The following is a 19,203-nucleotide window of genomic DNA, read 5'->3' as shown; positions in this document are numbered from 1 at the left end:
CGGCGGCATGACGTCATGCCCGCGCAACCATGCCGGGGTATCCTTCGCGGCATGAGCATCCGCACCTGTTTCCGGCCCCTGATCGCTGCCCTGCTTTGCCTGGGCGCCACCTCCGCCGCCCTCGCCTGGGCCCCGCTGGGCCATGCCCTGGTGGGTGAACTGGCGCAGCGCCACCTCGACCCGAAGGCGCAGGCAGAAGTCGCCATTCTGCTGGCCGGCGAACCCACGCCCACCCTGGCCGGGGTGGCGTCCTGGGCCGACGAACTGCGCAATACCGATCCCGAACGCTTCAAGGCCACTGCGCGCTGGCACTACATCAACGCCAAGGGTGGCGGCTGCGATTTCGACCTCGCCCGCGACTGCCCGGACGGCGACTGCGTGACCGGCGCGCTGGACCGGCAGCTGACGATCCTCGCCGACCGCAAGCAGCCGCTCGAAGCCCGCCGCGACGCGCTGAAGTTCGTGGTCCACCTGGTCGGCGACGAACACCAGCCGATGCATGCCGGCAGCCGCACCGACAGCGGCGGCAACCGCTTCCAGGTCAGCCTGCGCACCCCGCTCGAACCCGAGGCATATGCGCGCAAGAGTTACGTCGACGGGGTGATGGCCACCAACCTGCATTCGGTGTGGGACTACTACATCCTCGCCAGCCGCGGGCTGGCGCTAGGCGACTATGCGGACGCGCTGGACGCCAGCGCGGCCACGCCCTTCGCGCCGCGCCCCGGTGCCGGCGTGCTGCTGGAATGGGCTGCAGGTTCCTGCCGGCTGATCGACGCGCACGGCGTGTATCCGGGCGATGACCAGCACAAGATGGATCACGTCTACCTGGACAAGTTCCGCCCGCTGGCGGAAGCGCGGGTGCAGCTGGCCGGCAAGCGGCTGGCGCAACTGCTGAATCAGACGCTGGGCGCGCAGGCGCCTTCGCACTGATCGCGCGGTTTCTCAGCCGCCCAGCTCGACCACCGCGCGGCCGTTGAGCTGGCGGAACACGAAGCGGTAGTGCTGGGTGAATGGCAGCGGCTCCACCATCCTGCCGGTCACCCGCTTCAGCGGATGGAAGGTCCAGCCGCGCACCGCCAGCAGCACCGCCTCCGCGAACGCCGGCTCACCGCCGGCGTTTTCGATGATCCGCGCATCGGCCACCTTGCCGGCACCATCCACGATCAGCCGCACCACCACCGTCGCCGGCGGCAGTTTTTGGGCGAGCAATGCGGGCGGATATTCTGGTTTGGCGTTATCGCGCAGCGGCAAAGGATCGAGGTAGCTGCTGCCCGGCATCGGCTGATAGCGCGCGTCCGCGTCGGCGCTATCGGCGATCTCGGCGCTGACCGCGCCGTCGGCGGCGTAACCTTCGCGCGGCTGCGACGCGGGCGGCCGCGAGGCGCAGCCGACAACCCCGCAAAACAGCGCCACGGCACTTGCGAACACCGCGATCCGCGCACCGGCAGACATGCTCATCCCGCCTGCTGCGTCGGTTTGTCCAGCGCGAACTCCACCGGCACCCGCACCTTGCCCGCCACCGCCCGGCCTTTCTTCATCGCCGGGGTGAACCGCCATTTTGCCGCCGCTTCCTGCGCCGCCAGATCCAGCCGCGCATCGCCGGAGGAACGCTCGACGCGGGTGCCGGTGACGCCGCCGTAGGCGTCGATGTCCACTACCAGCACGGTGACTCCGGTGCTGCCTTCCTTCAGCGCCTCCACCGGATAGCGCGGCGGGTGCAGCGCCCGCGACGCCTGGTCCACGCTGCCGGATTGCAGCGCTGCGATCACCGGCCTGGGCGGGGGGGGCGGCGCCGGTGCGGCGGGTGGCGGCGGCGCGGCCATTCGCGGCGGTGCGGGGGGCACGGGCGGCGGAGGCGGCGGCAACGTGCGCGCACCTTTCAGCGCGGCCTGCGGATCGCGCGCGGCAACCTGCATGCGCAAGTCCATGCCGCGGAAACGCCCGGCCACGTCCTGCCCCTGGCGCAGGCTGGCCGGCTGGCCATCGCGCACCACCATGCGCGGCGAGGCGATCTGCTTGCCGTCTTGTTCGATCCGCATCGCGATGTCGTAAGCCAACTTGCCCTGCATGCGAACCGGCTGCACGCGGGCGGTGATCGCAATGTCGTTGCCACCCGCACCGTCCGGCAGGGTGAACGATTCGCCGAACCGCTTGCTCAATACCGACCGTGCGGGCGTGCCCGCATCGCGGCTGTATTCGATCTTGGCAATGAAGTCGCCGGCGGCCGGCAGTACCTGCGTCCGCGGCGGTTGCGCGGCCCACACGCTCCATGCGGTGGCGCCCGCGGCCAGCGCCAGCAGCGCCATTCCCGCCCGCCGCATCCGCAGCGCGGGTCGTTCACGATTCAGCAGCATGATCCTCTCCTTGAGCGGGTGGCCGAAGCCGAAGTGACAGCCCAGCGGTGCGGTCTGCAGCGCAAGCTGGACGTTGAGCAGGGCGTCGCCGTAGCGGCGGCGCTGCTGCGGATGGGCCGCGAGCACGTCGGCATCACAGGCCAGTTCCTGGTCGTGGCGCATGCGCGCGGCGGCCAGGTGGAACAGCGGGTTGAACCAGCACAGGCAGCGCAGCAGCGCGGTGGCGGCATTGGCCCAGGGATCAAGGCGGGCGACGTGGCGGCGCTCGTGTGCCAGCACCAGCGCGCGCTGCGCCGGATCGAAACGTTCCTCGAAATCGGACGGCAGCACGATCCGCGGACGCCACAGGCCCAGCGTGGCCGGCAGGCCCGCGCTCGCGGCCTGCGCGCGCAGCGCATCGCCATGCGGCAACAGCTGACCCAGCCCGCGGCGGAAGGCGGCCTGCGCACGCCACAGCCAGCCGGCCGCCAACAATGCGCCGCACAGCCACAGCACCAGCAGCAGCGCGGCGATGTCGAGGCCGGGCTGCACGGCAGCAGCTGTCACCGCGATGTCCGCCGACAGCACCAGCGCCGGCGTCGCCGGCAGTCGTTCAACCGCGATCGTTGCCGCCGGAAGCAGCGTTGCCAGCATCGCCAGCGCCGGCAGCAGCCACAGTGCGTAAGCGACCTGCGCACCGAACGCCGCACGCATCGGCCGGCGCAGCGCCAGCACCAGCGCGGCGGCGGCGCTGCCGGCCACGGTGGCCTCGATCAATCCCTGCAGCAGTTCATTGCTTGCCATCGTCGATCTCCTCCAGCAGCTTGCGCAGCTCGGCCACGTCTTTCTCGCTCAGTTTCCGATGCGCGGAAAAATGCGCCACTAGCGGCGCCACCCGGCCATCGAACAGTCGCTCCAGAAGGCCCCGGCTTTCTTCCAGCACCCAGTCCTCGCGCTTGACCATTGGCGAGTACAGATAGCGGCGGCCGTCTTTCTCGGCCCGGATCGCGCCCTTGTTGAGCAGGCGGTTGAGCAGGGTCTTGATGGTGGCGTCCTGCCAGTCCTGCCGGCCAGCCAGCGCCTGCGCTACCTCGTCCGCGCCCAACGGGCTGCGCGCCCAGAGCACGTCCATCACCACCGATTCGGCCTCGCTGATCTGCATCGTTTACGCCCGTAATCTTTTCTGCAGATTACAGATGTAAATGCTCGTGTCAAGCGGCTGCGGAGCAAACATCGCGATCGTCCGTGCCTGCGATATGCAGGCGCATTCCAGTAATCCGGAAGACGCCGCCCCCCCCGCTTGCGCGGGTCATTCGGCGGGCAACGCGGCCTGGTTAGCCGCCTGCACCCATCGCGCGAACTTCAAACCGCGCCGGTACCCGCCCGGCGCGCTGGAACACCAGCGTGGCCTCGAAGTGGCCGCCCGCCACCAGCGCGCGCCGCGGCTTGATCAGCATCAGGTGGTAGCCGCCGGGCTTGAGCACGAGTTTGCCGTGTGCGGGCACGACCACGCCTTCAGGCAGCGCGCGCATCCGCATCACCCCGCCGTCGTTGCGCATCTGGTGGAGTTCCACCCGCTGCGCGATGTCGCTTTCCACCCGCAGCAGGCGATCATCGACATCGCCATCGTTGACCACCGTGAGGAACCCGCCCGCCACCGGCGCCACCGCCGGCACCGCGCGCGTCCACGCCTCCAGCACGCGCACATCGGCCTTGCCGGCCATCGCGCCGCCCGCCAGCAGGCACAGTGCCACGCCCCATCCCATCCATTGCTTCATTGCCTGCACCTCGATGTCGGTTTGATCCGATGCCGCCCGCGGCGGGACAAGTCCACCACGAACGGCATCATCCGTGCGTCACAGCGCGATGTTGAGCTTCAGCCAGAGGTTGCGCCCCGGCTCGTTGATCCGCACCGACATCGCCGGATAGCCGAAGTCGGCGTTTCCGGCCAGGTTCAGATGCTCGCTGTAACGGCGGTCGAACAGGTTGTCGACGCCGGCGGACAGCTGCACCCGCTCGCTGAAACGATAGCCGCCGTTGAGCGCCAGCGTGGCGAAGCCCTTGCTGGGGCCGAGGTCGCGGCCGGTGACATTGCCTTGGCTTGCCGCCACGCGGGTCTGCGCGGCAACCGCACGCAGCAGCACGCCGGTGTTCCAGCGACCGTTGTCCCAGGCCGCGGTGAAACGCCCCTCCAGCGGCGTCATCTGCGGCAGCGGCGTGCCGGCATCGGCGTTCGCGCCCCAGGCCCAGGCCACGCTGCCACCCAGCGTCCAGTCCTTGGCCGGGCGGAACTCGCCGCCGGCTTCGGCACCGTGGATGCGCGCATCGACATTGGTCGCCATCGAGGTGCTGCCCATCATGCCGCCGCTCATGTAGCGGAACAGGATGAAGTCCTCGACCCGCCCGACGTAACCGGACACCCACGCGTTGCCGCGCGCGCCGCGCCACTGCAGGCCGGCATCGAGCTGGGTGGTCTTCTCGGGCTGCACGCCGACGAAGGCGTTGGCGCTACCGATCGGCCCGCGGGTGGGCGAGAACAGCTCCCAGTAGTCGGGCATGCGCTGGGTATGGCCCACGCCCGCGAACCAGCCCAGGCCGCTGCCGACGATGTCGTGCTCGTAGCGGAGGAAGCCGGCCGGCAGGGTTTCGCTGCGGGTCTGGCCGAAGCTGGGATTGGCCATGGCCGGGGTGCCGAAGGTGGCACGGCGGTCGGTCGCTTCGGCGCGATCCACGCGCGCACCCGTCACCACCCGCTGCGCGTCGGCCAGCGCCCATGTGCCTTCCGCGAACAGCCCGTGCTGGCGGAAGTCGGCATCGTTGGTCCACGGCTGCGCGCGCCACGCATCGCGCCCCATGGCATTGCGGCGGCGGTGTTCGCTGCGCTGGGCATCAACGCCCGCGACCAGCGAGAACGCCTGCCAGCCCCATTCCAGCGCGACCCGCCCGCCGCTGGTGGTGCGCTCGACGTTGGAGCCCATCGGCATCGGCATGCTGCCCCCCGGGTTGGGCGTGCGCAGGCTGTAGTTGTCCATCACGTGGTCGGCGCCGTTGCGGTAGGCGTTGGCCTCCACCTTGCGCAGCGTGCCGGCAAAGGCCTTTTCGAAACGCAGGCCGAGGCTGTCGCGGCGGAACTGCGAGCCGTCCATGCCGCGGCCGGCATAGCGTGCCCATGCGTCACCGGCACCGGCGGAGAGCTCCAGCAGGGTGTCGGCATCGGGCGTCCAGCCCAGCGCCAGGTCGGCATTCCACTTGTGCCAGGCCGAAGGCACGCGTGCGCCGTCGCCATCGTCGTAGTCGCGCGCTTCCGAACGGTTGGCATCCAGCCGCACATAGCCGCGCGGCGCGCCGGCCAGCAGCTCCAGCACCTGGTCGTTGCGGCCGAAGCTGCCGCCGAGCAGGCTGCCCTGCGCGCGCAGCTCGCGCTTCTCGAAGCGCGGCGTGTCGCGCGCGAAGCGGACCGTGCCGGCCGAGCCCACCGGCCCCCACTGCACGGTCTGCGGGCCTTTCACCACCACCAGGGAATCGAAGGTTTCGGGGGCGACGTAGGACATCGCATTGTCCATCCGCGACGGGCAGGCGCCATGCATGCTGCCGGCGTTGGTCAGCAGGTTCAGGCGCGAGCCGAACATGCCACGCAGCACCGGGTCGCCGTTGGTGCCGCCGTTGCGCAGCGCGGTGAAGCCGGGGATGGTCTTGAGGTAATCGGCGCCGTCGCTGGCCGGCACCGGCTGGCGCGGCAGCTTGGGATCGGTCTCGAAGGTCAGCGGCTGGGTCTGCATGCCGATGACCACCACGCGGTCGAGGGTTTTTGCCGCTTCCTCGCCATCGGCGGCGAGCGCGGCGACGGGGAACAGCGCGCAGGCAAGCGCGCGGCGCGACGGCGCGGCCGTCGCGGAACGAATGGGATGCATGTTGGCTCCAAAGCACAAGTGGGGATGGCGGAGTCCGCCGGATGGAACGCTTGTGGTTCAGAGCAGGATCGGCGGCCCTCGCGCGCCCAAGCCGCGCAGCAGCGGCGGCGCATGCGGGGTGGGCGACAGCGACGCCGGCAGCAGGCGACGCCGCAGCGGCGGCAGGAACAGCGCCAGCGCCAGCAGCACCGGCGCCAGCGCGGACAGCAGCGGGCAGTAGCCGCAGTATTCGTCGGGCATGCCGCCGGCCGGGATCGGTGCGGGCGTGGCACCGCTGTCAGCCAGCAGGCTCGGTTTCGTCCACGCCATGCCGTCGCTGGTGCACATCGCCAGCACCATGTCGGGCAATCGCTGCGCACCGCTTTCCAGCCAGCGGCTGACGGTCGGCATCAGCGACACCAGCAGGATGGCCGCCAGTGCCAGGCGGGCCATCCAGTGCCGGAAGTGGCGGGAACGCAGATTCATCGCAAGGGCGAGGCTACGCCCGGTTTCAGAGCGCGTTGCTGACTTCGATCAAACGCTCGACGGTAATCCCGAAGTGCGGGAACAGCGCTTCGGCGGGCGCACTGGCGCCGAAGCTGTCGATGCCTACCACCGCGCCGTCCAGGCCCACGTACTGGCGCCAGAAGCCGGTCACGCCGGCTTCCACCGCCACCCGCTTGCGGCAGGCCTTGGGCAGCACCGCCTCGCGGTAGGCCGCGTCCTGGCGCTCGAACACGTCGGTGGACGGCATCGACACCACGCGCACCTTGTCGCCCAGCTTCTCCGCCGCCTGCATGGCCAGCCCGACCTCGCTGCCGGTGGCGATCAGGATGAGCTCCGGCGCACCCACGCTGTCCTTCAGCACGTAGCCGCCGCGCGCGATGTCGCCCAGCTGCGCGTCGGTGCGCGCCTGGTGGGGCAGGTTCTGGCGACTGAACACCAAGCAGGACGGGCCGTTGCTGCGGGCAATCGCCGCCTTCCACGCCACCGCCGACTCGACCGCGTCGCAGGGACGCCAGACGTCGTTGTTGGGGATCTGGCGCAGCGAGGCCATGTGCTCCACCGGCTGGTGGGTGGGGCCGTCCTCGCCGAGGCCGATGGAGTCGTGGGTGTAGACGTGGATCGCGCGCACGTCCATCAGCGCACTCATGCGCACCGCGTTGCGGGCGTAGTCGCTGAACACCAGGAAGGTGGCGTCGTAGGGAATGAAGCCGCCGTGCAGGGCCAGGCCGTTGCCGATGGCGGTCATGCCGAACTCGCGCACGCCGTAGTAGATGTAGTTGGCGTCCGGGTCCGTGCCGGCCACCGACTTGCTGCCCTTCCACAGGGTCAGGTTGGAATGGGCCAGATCGGCCGAACCACCCACCAGTTCAGGCAGCAGCGGCGCGAATGCTTCGATGGCGTTCTGCGAGGCCTTGCGGCTGGCGATGACCGGGCCGTCCTGCTGCAGCTTCGCGATGAAGGCATCGGCGGCGGCATCGAAACCGGCCGGCAGCGCGCCGGACAGGCGGCGCTCGAACTCGGCGGCGGCTTCCGGATGCGCGGCCTTGTAGGCGGCGAAGCGGGCGTTCCACTCGGCCTCGGCGCTGGCGCGGTCGCGCGCGCGCCAGCCGTCGTAGACCGCCTGCGGAATCTCGAACGGCGCGTGCGGCCAGCCCAGCGCGTCGCGGGTGGCCTGCACTTCGTCCTTGCCCAGCGGTGCGCCGTGGCTGGATTCCTTGCCGGCCTTCGCGGGCGAGCCAAAACCAATCGTGGTGCGGCAGCAGATCAGGGTGGGCTTGTCCGACGACTTCAGCGCGGTCTCGATGGCGGTCTTGATCTCCACCGCGTCATGTCCGTCGACGCCACGGATCACGTTCCAACCGTAGGCCTCGAACCGCTTCGGCGTGTCGTCGGTGAACCAGCCGTCGGTGTTGCCGTCGATGCTGATCTTGTTGTCGTCCCAGAACGCGACCAGCTTGCCCAGGCCCCAGGTGCCGGCCAGCGAGGCGGCCTCGTGGCTGATGCCCTCCATCAGGCAGCCGTCGCCCAGGAACACCCAGGTGCGGTGGTCGACGATGGCGTGGCCGTCGCGGTTGAAGCGCTGCGCCAGCAGCTTTTCCGCCAGCGCGAAGCCGACCGCGTTGGCCAGGCCCTGGCCCAGCGGGCCGGTGGTGGTTTCCACGCCCGGGGTGACGTGGTTCTCCGGATGGCCGGGAGTGCGGCTGCCGAGCTGGCGGAAGCGCTTCAGCTCGTCGATCGGCAGGTCATAGCCGGCCAGGTGCAGCAGCGCGTACTGCAGCATCGAGCCATGGCCGTTGGACAGCACGAAGCGGTCGCGGTCGGCCCAGCCCGGATTGGCCGGGTTGCACTTCAGGTAGTCGTTCCAGACCACCTCGGCGATGTCGGCCATGCCCATCGGCATGCCCGGATGCCCGGAGTTGGCGGCCTGCACCGCATCGACGGCGAGGAAACGGATGGCGTTGGCAAGGTCGCGGCGGCTGGGCGCAGTCATGGCGTGGGGCGAGGCGGAGGGAACGCCCATTGTCCCATCCCGCCGCCCGGAAACGGAAATCGCGGCCGCGCCGGGCTCAATCCATCGGATTGGCGGGAGCTTCCTCGGCCTCGCCCTTCGATACCACCGCCGCCAGCATCAGGTCGCCGGTGACGTTCAGGGTGGTGCGGCACATGTCGAGGAAGCGGTCCACGCCGAGGATCAGGCCGATGCCTTCCGGCGGCACGCCCACCATCCCGCAGATCAGCGCCACCACCGGCAGCGAGCCGGCCGGCACGCCGGCGGTGCCGATGCCGCCGAGGATGCAGACGAACATCACCGTCACCTGCTGCTGCAGGCTGAGGTCGACGCCGAAGAACTGCGCCAGGAACAGCACGGTCACGCCTTCGAACAGGGCGGTGCCGTTCTGGTTGGCGGTGGCGCCCACGGTCAGCACGAAGCGGGACACCTTGCGCGGCAGGTGCAGCTTCTCTTCCGCCACCTGCAGCGCCACCGGCAGGGTGGCGTTGCTGGAAGCGGTGGAGAACGCCATCACCATCGCTTCCTGCGATCCCTTGAAGAACTTCATCGGCGACCAGCCGCCGAGGAACTTCAGCATCAGCGAATATACCACCACCATATGCAGCGCCAGCGCCAGCACCACCACGCCGACGTAGGCGCCGAGCGAGCGCAGCAGGTCCCAGCCGAACAGCGCGGCCAGGTTGAACATGAAACAGAACACCGCGTACGGCGCCAGCCGGATGACCAGCCCGATCAGCGTCATCGACACTTCGAACAGGCCCTGGATGCCCTGCAGCAGCACCTCGGTGGCCTTGCTGCGGGTCAGCACCAGGCCGATGCCCAGCATCAGCGCGAAGAACATCACCGCGAGGATCGTGTTTTCCGCAGCGGCCTTGACCACGTTGTCCGGGACGATGCCCAGCAGCAGGTCCACGCCCTTCGCCTGCGTGCCCACGCCGCCAACGATGGCCTGCGCGCGGTCGGCGCCCTGCGCCAGCATCGCGTCGGCCGCGACGCGGTCGATGCCGGCGCCAGGCTGCAACCAGTTGACCAGCACCAGACCCAGCACCACGGCCAGGCCGGAGGCGATCACGGTGTAGCCCAGCGTCTTCCAGCCCACCCGCCCCAGCGAACGCACGTCGCCCATTTCGGCAACGCCCATGATCAGCGCCGAGAACAGCAGCGGGATGATCAGCATGAAGATCAGACGCAGGAACAGCGTGCCGGCCGGCTGGGTGATGTTGGCGGTCAGCCACTGCACCCATCCCGCATCCGCACCCGAGGTGTAGTGCGCCACCAGCCCCAGTGACAGGCCGGCGATGAAACCGATCAGCATCTTCCAGTGCAGCTGCAGTTTGCCGGTCGCCGCTTTCGCCATCGTGTCGTCCCCCATCGAGGCGGCGAGCTTAGCAAACGCGCCGACTCAGTCCGGATACAGCGGCGGAAGCAGGGATGGCGCGCCCTGCTTCGTCGGACGCCAGTGCGCGCCGCCGGCAAACGCCGCACGCAATGCCTGCAATGCGTCCTGCAGGTGGCCGCCGCCCCAGCGCGCGGCCTGCATCCGACGCAATGCCTGCACTTGCGCGGGATCGTCCAGCCGCGCCAGCAATGCGTCGAAATCATCAACCCGCAGCCCCGCCTGCGCGGCCAGCGCGCGGCGGATGTCGCCGAAGTCGCCCGAGCGCAGCGCGGCCTCCAGGGACGGCAATGGCGCGGCGGCAGGCGCCTGAGGTGGATGCGAGGTGCCTGCGGCAGTACGTGCGCGCCGATGCCGGATGGCAAAGATCGCCATCAGCAACAGCAGCGGCAGCAACCAGACGAGCGCGCGCCTCCAATCCAGCGGACGCGGCGATGCGACTGCCGGACGCGGCACCGCATCCTCGGGCGCATCCACGGTTGCCTCATTCCCTGCACGCGCGGGCGGCGCTTCCGCGCCGGCGGAATTCGCACCGGGCGCCACCCGCAGCTGCAGCGGCGGCAGCGTGGCGATGCGCGCGACGCTGCTGCCAGCATCCCACCAGCGGATCCGTGGCCCCGGCACCGACAACAGGCCCGGCGTTGACGACACCAGCGAAAACCGCCGGCGCACGGTGGTGCGCGGACGGCCATCGACGAACTGCTCCTCCACCCGCGGCGGGTCCGCGAACACCTGCGCATCCGCCACCGCGCCAAGCTCCAGCGCAGGCACCTGCGCAGCGGTGGCGCCGTCGGCCACCAGCTCCAGTTCGATCGCTGCCGCCTGCCCGGCGAACGCCTGGGTCGGCGCCTGCAGGTAGCGCAGCGCCAGCCGGCGCAGCGGCAGCCACGGTTGCGGCGCATTCGCCGGAATCGGCCGCACCTGCAGCCGGGTGTCCGGTGCCGCCGCCGACAGCGGCCGACGGTCGTCATCGAACATCGGGCCACTGAAGCCGCCGCCGGTGATGCCGTTCAGGCGCGCACCGGCCAGCAACAGCGGGCCGCTGCGTTCGGGAATCAGCAGGAAGCGCCGCTCCACCACGCTGTAGCGGCGTCCGCCCAGCAGGCGCTCGTAGGTGATGTCCTCGCCCACCCGCTGCAGGCTGGCGCGCGCCGGCGGCTCCAGCTCCAGCTGGCCGGACAGCAGCGGCACCGCGTAGTTCAGCCGCACGGTCACGCCCACCGCCTGCTGCACGTAGGGCTGCAGCGCATCGACGCTGGCTTCCACGAACACGTCGGCATCCGCGCTGGCCGGCTGCACCGCCGGCTCCAGCACCACCAGCCGCAGCGGTGCGGTGCTGGCGTTGCCAACCCGCAGCGCCGGCACGCTGGCGAGGCCTGGCGCGCGCGGGCGCAGGCCGACCGAGAACACCGACATGCGCCGCGCCTGCCCGTTAGCCAACGTATAGCTGCGCCGCACGCTCTGCCCGCTGATCTCGAACTGCGCGCGCAGCGGGGCGTAGTCGATTTCCGCCACTGATTGGTCGGTGCTGATGTTCAGCGCCACGGTTTCGCCATAAGTGATTTCTGCGCGATCCAGCCACGCCCGCGTCTGCGCGGACGCCGGCAGCGCGACCAGCGCCAGCAAGAACAGCAACGCGCGGGCGATCAACCGGATCATGGTCCACCGCCTTCGCGCCGGCGCCGTGCTTCCAGCTGGAACCGGGCGCGCAGCAGCGCGCCCGGATCGTCCGGTACCCGCTGCAACCAGGCTTCGTTGGCCTGCCGACGCTCGCGCTGTTCCGGTGACTCCCGTGCCTGCACAGATGCATCGGCCTGGGTGACGGCGCGTTGCCCCTCCTGCTTGCGCAACACCTCCTGCATGCGCTGGCGCTGGGCCGCATCGGCTTGTGCCTGCACCTTCTCGCGTGCTTCAGCCTGCGCCTCTGGCGGCGGTTGTGGCTGCCCGGCCGGTGGCTGCTGTGCGCCCTGCTGACCCGGCTGCTGCGCCTGTCCGCCACCGGGCGATGCGGCCGGCTCCGCGCTCTGCTGCCCGTTTTGCTGCTGCGCTCGTTCTTGTTGCTGCTGTTGCGGTTGCGGTTGCTGCTGACCCTGTTGCTGTTGCTCCTGTTGGCCCTGCTTCTGTTGCTGTTTCTGCTGCTGTTTCTGCTGCTGTTGCTTTTGCTGCTGTCGACGACGCGCTGCTTCCACTTGGGCGCGGTTGTAACTGGCATCCGCCATGCCCGGCCGCTGGCGCAGCGCGCGGTCGTAGGCCGCCAGCGCTTCGTCGTAGCGCCCGGCCTGGGCCAGGGCGTTGCCGAGGTTGTACTGGGCGTCGGCGCCGGGAAGGCTGGAAAACTTCTCGATCGCGCGCGGGTAATCCTTCGCCGTGTACGCGGCGATGCCTTCCTGCAGCTGTGCGTGCGCAAGCTGGTCGGCGCGCTGCCAGAGCGTGCCGTGGCGATTGCCAGCGTCCTGCGCAGCTACCGGCTGCGACGGCAGCCACAGCGCAGCGGCCAGCAGCAGCACCAATACGTTGCCGCGACGGAACAGCGGCAGCAAACACGCCAGCGCCAGCGGCAGCAACCATGCGCCATCGTCCTGCCATTGCTTGACACTGGCGCCGCGCGCAGCGGCGCCGTCGGCCTGCCGCGGCTCCAGCACACCCAATGCGCGCAGGTCCGCAGCGTCCGCCGTCAGCCGGCGATAGCCGCCGCCACCGCTGGTTGCCAGCGCGCGCAGCGATGGCGCGTCCAGCCGCGCCTGCGCCAGCCCGCCGGGGGTTTCGAATACGCCGCCCTGCGCCGTGCCCAGCCCGAGCGCCGACACCCGATAGCCGGCGGCAGCAGCCTTGGCCGCCATCGCGATGGCGGCAGCATCGGCGTGATCGGTCAGCAGCAGGATGTCGCCGCGCGGGAAACCGGCCTGCTGCAGCAGGCGCTGCGACCAGGCGATGGCGCGATCGATGCGCTGGCCGTCGGCCGGCATCACGTCCGGCGCCAGGGCATCGAGGAAAAGGGCGACGTTGCCGGCATCGTCGGTCAGCGGAGCCACGGTGTAGGCGTCTTCGGCGAATGCCACCAATGCCACCTGCCCGCCAGCGCGTTCGCGCAGCAGGCTGGCCAGCTTGGCGCGCGCCTGTGCAAGCCGGGTGGGAGGCAGGTCGCGGGCCAGCGCAGCGCGAGAGAGATCCAGCGCTAGCACCAGCGGCTGCCGGCTCTGCCACAGCGGCTGCGGTTGCTTGCGCAAGCTCGGCCCGGCCAGCGCCAGCAGCGCAAGCAGCAGCCCCAGCAAGGCCAGCCGCCGCGTCCATGCGCCGCCCGTCGCTGAACCGCCCGGCTCCAGCAGATGCGGCAGCAGATGTGCATCCACCGCCTCGCGCCAGCCGGAACGCCGGCGCGCGCGCGCGCGCAGCCGCCAAACGAGCAGCGGCACCAGCAACAGCGCCAGCAGCCACCACGGCCGCAGGAAATGCAGTTGCGCCAGTGCGGCCCAGATCGCGCTCATGCCGCGCGCCTCCGTGCCAGCAGCACCACCCCGCCCAGGGCCAGCGCCAACCCCAGCGGCAGCGGGTAGCGCTCGATCCGCGGACGCACCACCTGCCCGGCCCGCTGCACCGGCTCCATCCGGTCGATCTCGGCATAGATGCCGGCCAGCTCGTCCACCGCGCGGGCGCGGAAGAACCGGCCGCCGGTCAGTTCGGCGATCTTTGCGAGGCCGGCTTCGTCGACCTCGTCGCCACCGCCCAGCGGCAGCTGGAAGCCGAACACCGATACCGCGGCGCCAGCACCGCCGAATGCGATGGCGTGGATGCGCACGCCGGCATCGCGGGCGATCTGCGCGGCCCGCTCCGGTTCCAGCAGCCCGGCGGTGTTGACCCCGTCGGTCAGCAGGATGAGTACCCGATCGCGTGCCGGCGCATTGGCATCGCGCTGCTGCAACCGCTTGGTGGCCAGCGCGATCGCATCGCCCAGCGCAGTGGCGCGGCCGGCCAGTCCGACCACGGTGCCATCCAGCTGCTGGCGCACGCTCTCGCGATCCGGCGTCAGCGGCGTCAGCGCGTAGGCGCGGTCGCCGAACACGATCAGGCCGACGCGGTCACCGGCACGACGGTCGAGGAAGTCGGCCAGCACCGCCTTGGCGGCGGTGAGGCGATCGACGATGTGGCCGCCCAGTTCCATGTCCTCCTCGCCCATGCTGGCCGACAGGTCCACCGCCAGCATCAGCTCACGCCCGGTCTGCGGCGGCGCCATTGGCGGCCCGAGCTGCTGCGGCCGCGCGGCTGCCACGCACAGCAGGCACCAGGCCAGCCAGCGCAGCCACGGAAAGCCGCGCGGATGCGGGCGGCCACTGCTGCCCGCGGCAACTTCGCGCAGGCGTCGGTGCCACGGTACCCGCAGCGCTGCTTCGCCATTTGCGCTGCGCAATGGCGGCAACAGCTGCAGCAGCCACGGCAACGCCGCCGCCAACAACAGCCATGGCCAGGCGAAGCCGTCGATGTCCAGCAACTCGCGCAGCAGGTTCATGCGCGGCGCATCCACTGCAGGTAGCGCCGGCGTGCAACGACGCGCAGCGCGTCCACCGCGGCCGGATCGACGGCGGGCCGGAACGCGCCATCCACCAGCAGCGCGCCGGGCCTATGCTGGAACGCAGGGGGTTTCATGCCGGCATCAAGGAAGGCCAGCCACGCCTCGCCCTGCAGGCGGTCCGCGGCTGGATCGATATTCCGCGCCGCGCGGCGCAGCAGTTCGGAAATCGCCGCGACCTGCGCCAGCGGCGATGCCGCACGCGCCAGCGCTTGGTCGAAGTAGCGGGCCAGTTCGCGCCGACGGCGTTGCCGTCGCAGCCACCAGGTCCCCAGCCACAGCGCCAGCAGCGCCGCGACGGCCAGCACCAGCCACCAGCCGGGCGCCGGCGGCCACCAGTCCGGCGCGACGCCCGGATGCACGTCTTTCAGCTGCAACGTCGGCGCGGGCTGCAGCTTCACCCCGTCCTCCTCGCCGGGCCATCCAGCAGCGCCAGCCACGCATCGGCGGGATCATCGCTGGACAGCGGCTGGGCGCGGATGCGCTGACGCTGCAGCAGCGCCAGCGCAGCCTGCATCGGCGCGTCGAAGGCCTGCTGCCAGCGCTGCCGGACCGCGGCCGCATCCAGCGCCAGCTCCAGCCGCTCGCCGCCCAGCGAAAACGGCAGGCGCGCGACCGGCGGACGCCGTTCCAGCGGATCGGTGAGCAACAGCACCACGGCGTCGTGATGCTGGCCGACGCCAGCCCACAGCGGCGCCGGCACCGCCAGCACGCTGGCCGGATCGGCCAGCACGATCACCCGCGAACCCGGCCGCAGCAGGCGGCGCGCGTGCTCGAGCGCTTTCGCCAGCCCGGAATCGTCCTCCGGCGGCCGCGCATACCAGCGCACCAGCGCATCCAGCACGCGCAGCGCGCCGCGCTGGCCGGAGGCCGGCGCCACCGGCGCTTCCTGCGACGCACCGCGCAGCGCGGCGATGCGGTCGCCATCACGCGCGGCCAGCCAAGCAGCCAGCGCACCCGCGCGCGCCGCCTGCACCGACTTGAACCGCACCCGGGTGCCGAAATACAGCGCTGGCGCGGTATCGGCCACCACCAACGTGAGCCGCTCGCGTTCGGCCTGGAACAGCTTGGTATGCGCCTTGCCGCTGCGCGCGGTCAGCCGCCAGTCGATGTGACGGGCGTCGTCGCCAGCCGCGTATTCGCGCGACTCCGCATATTCCATCCCGCGCCCGCGCAGGTTGGACAGCGCATGCCCCTGCATTCCGTGCTGGCCGCGCCGCGGCGGCCGCCGCCCCTGCGCCAGCGCGCGCAGCGCCACCAGTTCGGCCAGGCTGGGCAGGATGCCGTCGCCCGCCGTCGGGCCGGTAGTCGCCTGCGTACTGGATCGCGGAGTCTGGGCCATTGCCTGCGGATTCCCGGCCGCGATTACGGCAGCGGCACCAGCCGCAGCAGTTCGCCGACCAGCCGCTCGCCGTCCCAGCCCTCGGCGGTGGCCTCGAAGCTGGGCAGCACGCGGTGGCGCAGCACGTCGGGCGCGACGGCGCGCACGTCGTCGGGGGTAACGTAATCGCGCCCATCCAGCCACGCGCGCGCCCGCGCGCAGCGCTCCAGCGCGATCGAGCCGCGCGGGCTGGCGCCCCTGGCGATGCGCCGGCCCAGCGCGGCGTCATAGCGGCCGGCATCGCGCGAAGCCAGCACCAGCTCGACCAGGTAGCGTTCCAGCGGCGGCGCCATGTGCAGGTCGAGCACGGCCCGCCGGGCAGCGAACACGTCGGCCTGGGCGATACGCGTTGGCGGCGTGGCAGCCGGGCGCAGCGCGTCGCGGGCACGTTCTCGCGCCAGCCGCAGGATCTCGGTTTCGGCATCCGCCTGCGGATAGCCGATCCGCACATGCATCAGGAACCGGTCCAGCTGCGCTTCCGGCAGCGGGAACGTGCCCTCCTGCTCGATCGGGTTCTGCGTCGCCATCACCAGGAACAGCGACGGCAGCGGATAGGTCGCCCGCCCCACCGTCACCTGGCGCTCACCCATCGCCTCCAGCAGCGCCGACTGCACCTTGGCCGGCGCGCGGTTGATCTCATCGGCCAGCAGGATGGAATGGAAGATCGGCCCGGGCTGGAATTCAAAGCGCCCGTCCTGCGGACGCCACACCTCGGTGCCGGTCAGATCGGCCGGCAGCAGATCCGGGGTGAACTGCACGCGCGCGAAGTCCGCCTCCAGACGCGACGCCAGCGCGCGGATCGCAGTGGTCTTGGCCAGTCCCGGCGCGCCTTCCACCAGCAGGTGGCCATCCGCCAGCAGGGCAATCAGCAGGCGTTCGATCAGCGCGGCCTGGCCGACGATTTCCTCCGCCAGCGCATCGCGCAGGCCGCGGAAGACGGCATGCAGGCGGGAAACCTCGGGTGCGGCGTTGTCCATGTCTGTTCCTCGAATGCAGGCTGTTTCGACCCGTCCTACCGACAAAGGTTCGCACGCGCGCCGCGCGCTGGCGACCCGTCGATCGCGTCGCCCCTCACGGTTTCCGACGATGGAAACGAAACGGGAGCCTTTCGGCTCCCGTTCCATTGACCGTGGCAACACCCGTCAGTGCTGGGCAACGCGCATCACCTTCGGGGTCACGAACACCAGCAGCTCGGCCTTGCTCTTGCTCCGGTTCTTGTTGCGGAACAGGTTGCCGAGCAGCGGAATGTCGCCGAGGAACGGCACCTTCGATATCTCGGAAGTGTCGCTGAATTCGTAGACGCCGCCGATCACAACGGTCTGGCCATCCTCGACCAGCACCGCCGTGGTGACCTCGCGCTTGGCGATCTGTGGCACTTCGCCGAAGCTGCCCAGGCTGATGAAGCGGTCCAGCTCGTCCTTCTTCACGCTCATGTTCAGGAAGACGCGGCCATCGTTGGTAATGGTCGGCGTCACCTTGAGTTCCAGCAGCGCTTCCTTGAACTGCACGGTGGGCACGTTGCCGCCCTGGCCGCCGGAGACGGTCAGGTAGCCGATTTCCTTACCCTGCCGGATCACCGCTTCCTTCTGGTTGCTGGTGACGATGCGCGGGTTGGAGAGCACTTCGCCGCGGCCCTGGGTCTGGATCGCAGAGAGCTCCACGTCCAGCGCGTAGCCCGCGTTGAGGATGGACAGCGCCAGCGAACCGGCGTTGGCACCGGTCAACGACGCGGGCAGGTTGCTCATCAAGCCGCGCGTGATCGTCGGAACCGCCGGTGGACTCGGCGGATTGGCGCTGTTGTTCTGGTTGTTCGCGTTCACGATCGCGTTTTGATTGGCAATGTTGTTGCCAATGCTATTGCTGTAAAGCACATTGTCCTTGACGCCGGTGATGCCGAACTTGGCCCCCAGCTCGCGCGCCACGTTCTCGTTGGCGATCACGATGCGGGCTTCGATCACCACCTGATCCACCGGCTTGTCGAGCTGCTGCACCAGATTCTTGATGTTGGCCACGCGCTGCGGGATGTCGATCACCAGCAGGGTGTTGGTGCGCTTGTCGAAGCTGATGCTGCCGCGTCCGGACAGGAAGCCACGGTCCTGCGCGTTCTGGCCGCCACTCTGGCCACCGCCCTGCTGGTTGCCCTTGCTCTCTTCGGTCAGCAGGCGGGCGATGTCCTCGGCATTGGCGTAGTTGACCGGGATGTATTCGGTCACCTTCTCGGCGCGCTCCTCGAGGTTGATGCGGGCATCTTCCTTGGCCTGCTCGAAATCGGCGATTTCCTTCTGCGGGGCCACCCACACCACGTTGCCGCTGCGGCGCTTGTCCAGCGACTTGGCCTGCAGCACCAGATCCAGCGCCTGGTCCCACGGCACGTTGACCAGGCGCAGGGTGACGTTGCCCTGCACGGTGTCGGCAGCGACGATGTTGAGGTTGGATTCGTCGGCGATCAGCTGCAGGACGGTGCGCACCGGCACGTCCTGGAAGTTGAAGGTCACCGGCTTGCCGCCGTAACGCGTGACCGCTTCGCTGCCGGCACCGCCGCTGGCGGTGGCGCCGACGGCGGGGGTACGGCCCTGGACCTGCGCCACCACGGGCGCAGCGGCGCGCGGCAGGATTTCCACGATGTATTCGTTGCCGCGCTGGTAGGCCATGGATTCGAACAGGCCCTTGGTCCCCAGCACTAACTGCGCGCCGCTGCTGGTTGCGCGCGCGTCGATCCGTTGCACGGGTGTGGCGAAGTCGGTGACGTTGATTGGGCGCTGCAGCGCCGCCGGCAACTGCGCGTTGCCGATGTCCACCACCACGCTGGAGCCCATGTTGCGCAGGTCGGGGGCAGCGCCCTCGCCCGAGAAGCGCAGGATCAGCTTGCCTGCCCCGTCGTCACCGCGCTTGAAATCGATCGCGGACACGGTGACCGCGTCCGGCATGCGCTTGGCGGGATCGGCCAGGGCTCCGGTAGCGGATTGGCCCATGCCCAGGACCACGGTGGTGGCGGGCAGTGCAGCCGCACCAGCCGCATAGAGGCCTGCCGCGAGTCCTGCCGCGAGCGCCCCTAGGTGCAAGGGGCGCCGGACGGACTGCGTTTGCTTGGCGTTGTTGACGGTCATCGGTCTATTCCCCA

General features: G+C 70.2%; 16 protein-coding genes. 1 reads left to right on the top strand and 15 read right to left on the bottom strand.

The genetic code is table 11. From position 1 onward, the window contains the following. Window positions 1-51 precede the first annotated feature (51 nt). On the top strand, window positions 52-930 hold the full coding sequence (locus G582_RS0103695; RefSeq protein WP_038052744.1) for a S1/P1 nuclease: 879 nt from the start codon (window positions 52-54) through the stop codon (window positions 928-930). 12 nt (window positions 931-942) lie between these two features. Here the strand turns inward: G582_RS0103695 and G582_RS0103690 are convergent, their stop codons facing one another. The 15 genes from G582_RS0103690 to G582_RS0103620 all read right to left on the bottom strand — a co-directional run bounded on the left by G582_RS0103690 (window position 943) and on the right by G582_RS0103620 (window position 19,189). After that, entirely contained in the window at window positions 943-1,458 is a 516-nt protein-coding gene (locus tag G582_RS0103690) for a TonB family protein (protein ID WP_028838679.1), read from the bottom strand. Continuing rightward, on the bottom strand, window positions 1,455-3,137 hold the full coding sequence (locus tag G582_RS17085) for a TonB family protein (RefSeq protein WP_051246616.1): 1,683 nt from the start codon (window positions 3,135-3,137) through the stop codon (window positions 1,455-1,457). Before G582_RS17085 ends, G582_RS0103690 begins: the two co-directional genes overlap by 4 nt. Continuing rightward, on the bottom strand, window positions 3,124-3,495 hold the full coding sequence (locus G582_RS0103680) for a BlaI/MecI/CopY family transcriptional regulator (protein WP_028838678.1): 372 nt from the start codon (window positions 3,493-3,495) through the stop codon (window positions 3,124-3,126). The genes G582_RS17085 and G582_RS0103680 overlap by 14 nt, the downstream gene beginning before the upstream one ends. 172 nt (window positions 3,496-3,667) lie before the next feature. Continuing rightward, window positions 3,668-4,111 (bottom strand): copper chaperone PCu(A)C, encoded by a 444-nt coding sequence (locus tag G582_RS15350; protein WP_038052738.1) that lies wholly within the window; start codon window positions 4,109-4,111, stop codon window positions 3,668-3,670. Window positions 4,112-4,189: 78 nt separating this feature from the next. Next, window positions 4,190-6,244, bottom strand: a complete 2,055-nt coding sequence (locus tag G582_RS0103670; protein WP_038052737.1) for a TonB-dependent copper receptor — start codon at window positions 6,242-6,244, stop codon at window positions 4,190-4,192. Between the two features lie 57 nt (window positions 6,245-6,301). Then, the gene (locus tag G582_RS15345) at window positions 6,302-6,709 is read right to left on the bottom strand and encodes a DUF2946 family protein (protein WP_038052734.1); all 408 of its coding nucleotides are present in this window, start codon (window positions 6,707-6,709) and stop codon (window positions 6,302-6,304) included. A 25-nt stretch (window positions 6,710-6,734) separates the two neighbouring features. Continuing rightward, window positions 6,735-8,720 carry a transketolase gene (gene tkt / locus G582_RS0103660; RefSeq protein ID WP_028838676.1) on the bottom strand — a complete coding sequence of 662 codons (1,986 nt, stop codon included), beginning with the start codon at window positions 8,718-8,720 and terminating at the stop codon, window positions 6,735-6,737. A 76-nt stretch (window positions 8,721-8,796) separates the two neighbouring features. Then, complete coding sequence (locus G582_RS0103655) at window positions 8,797-10,113, bottom strand: dicarboxylate/amino acid:cation symporter (RefSeq protein WP_038052724.1); 1,317 nt, start codon at window positions 10,111-10,113, stop codon at window positions 8,797-8,799. A 30-nt stretch (window positions 10,114-10,143) separates the two neighbouring features. Beyond that, a complete protein-coding gene (locus G582_RS0103650; RefSeq protein WP_028838674.1) occupies window positions 10,144-11,796 on the bottom strand; it encodes a BatD family protein in 1,653 nt (550 codons plus the stop codon). Then, window positions 11,793-13,622 carry a VWA domain-containing protein gene (locus G582_RS0103645; protein ID WP_028838673.1) on the bottom strand — a complete coding sequence of 610 codons (1,830 nt, stop codon included), beginning with the start codon at window positions 13,620-13,622 and terminating at the stop codon, window positions 11,793-11,795. Before G582_RS0103645 ends, G582_RS0103650 begins: the two co-directional genes overlap by 4 nt. Beyond that, window positions 13,619-14,641 carry a vWA domain-containing protein gene (locus tag G582_RS0103640; protein WP_028838672.1) on the bottom strand — a complete coding sequence of 341 codons (1,023 nt, stop codon included), beginning with the start codon at window positions 14,639-14,641 and terminating at the stop codon, window positions 13,619-13,621. The genes G582_RS0103645 and G582_RS0103640 overlap by 4 nt, the downstream gene beginning before the upstream one ends. After that, window positions 14,638-15,102: a DUF4381 domain-containing protein gene (locus tag G582_RS0103635; RefSeq protein ID WP_028838671.1), complete on the bottom strand. Its 465-nt coding sequence runs from the start codon at window positions 15,100-15,102 to the stop codon at window positions 14,638-14,640. The genes G582_RS0103640 and G582_RS0103635 overlap by 4 nt, the downstream gene beginning before the upstream one ends. After that, on the bottom strand, window positions 15,099-16,043 hold the full coding sequence (locus tag G582_RS0103630; protein WP_038052722.1) for a DUF58 domain-containing protein: 945 nt from the start codon (window positions 16,041-16,043) through the stop codon (window positions 15,099-15,101). The genes G582_RS0103635 and G582_RS0103630 overlap by 4 nt, the downstream gene beginning before the upstream one ends. A 23-nt stretch (window positions 16,044-16,066) precedes the next feature. Next, window positions 16,067-17,059, bottom strand: coding sequence for an AAA family ATPase (locus G582_RS0103625; protein WP_028838669.1), 993 nt, complete (start codon window positions 17,057-17,059; stop codon window positions 16,067-16,069). A 165-nt stretch (window positions 17,060-17,224) separates the two neighbouring features. Then, window positions 17,225-19,189, bottom strand: coding sequence for a type IV pilus secretin PilQ (locus G582_RS0103620; protein ID WP_028838668.1), 1,965 nt, complete (start codon window positions 19,187-19,189; stop codon window positions 17,225-17,227). Window positions 19,190-19,203: the final 14 nt, after the last annotated feature.

This window comes from Thermomonas fusca DSM 15424 (assembly GCF_000423885.1).
GTDB lineage: Bacteria > Pseudomonadota > Gammaproteobacteria > Xanthomonadales > Xanthomonadaceae > Thermomonas > Thermomonas fusca.
Note: the sequence above shows the minus strand (reverse complement) of the source record. Positions and strands in the feature narration are given on the sequence as shown.

Excerpts from the sequence above, each read along its gene's own strand:
- G582_RS15345 (WP_038052734.1), bottom strand. The coding sequence starts at position 6,709 with ATGAATCTGCGTTCCCGCCACTTCCGGCACTGGATGGCCCGCCTGGCA.
- G582_RS0103680 (WP_028838678.1), bottom strand. The coding sequence starts at position 3,495 with ATGCAGATCAGCGAGGCCGAATCGGTGGTGATGGACGTGCTCTGGGCG.
- G582_RS0103670 (WP_038052737.1), bottom strand. The coding sequence starts at position 6,244 with ATGCATCCCATTCGTTCCGCGACGGCCGCGCCGTCGCGCCGCGCGCTT.
- tkt (WP_028838676.1), bottom strand. The coding sequence starts at position 8,720 with ATGACTGCGCCCAGCCGCCGCGACCTTGCCAACGCCATCCGTTTCCTC.
- G582_RS17085 (WP_051246616.1), bottom strand. The coding sequence starts at position 3,137 with ATGGCAAGCAATGAACTGCTGCAGGGATTGATCGAGGCCACCGTGGCC.
- G582_RS0103625 (WP_028838669.1), bottom strand. The coding sequence starts at position 17,059 with ATGGACAACGCCGCACCCGAGGTTTCCCGCCTGCATGCCGTCTTCCGC.
- G582_RS0103650 (WP_028838674.1), bottom strand. The coding sequence starts at position 11,796 with ATGATCCGGTTGATCGCCCGCGCGTTGCTGTTCTTGCTGGCGCTGGTC.
- G582_RS0103645 (WP_028838673.1), bottom strand. The coding sequence starts at position 13,622 with ATGAGCGCGATCTGGGCCGCACTGGCGCAACTGCATTTCCTGCGGCCG.
- G582_RS15350 (WP_038052738.1), bottom strand. The coding sequence starts at position 4,111 with ATGAAGCAATGGATGGGATGGGGCGTGGCACTGTGCCTGCTGGCGGGC.
- G582_RS0103695 (WP_038052744.1), top strand. The coding sequence starts at position 52 with ATGAGCATCCGCACCTGTTTCCGGCCCCTGATCGCTGCCCTGCTTTGC.
- G582_RS0103630 (WP_038052722.1), bottom strand. The coding sequence starts at position 16,043 with ATGGCCCAGACTCCGCGATCCAGTACGCAGGCGACTACCGGCCCGACG.
- G582_RS0103690 (WP_028838679.1), bottom strand. The coding sequence starts at position 1,458 with ATGAGCATGTCTGCCGGTGCGCGGATCGCGGTGTTCGCAAGTGCCGTG.
- G582_RS0103640 (WP_028838672.1), bottom strand. The coding sequence starts at position 14,641 with ATGAACCTGCTGCGCGAGTTGCTGGACATCGACGGCTTCGCCTGGCCA.
- G582_RS0103655 (WP_038052724.1), bottom strand. The coding sequence starts at position 10,113 with ATGGGGGACGACACGATGGCGAAAGCGGCGACCGGCAAACTGCAGCTG.
- G582_RS0103620 (WP_028838668.1), bottom strand. The coding sequence starts at position 19,189 with ATGACCGTCAACAACGCCAAGCAAACGCAGTCCGTCCGGCGCCCCTTG.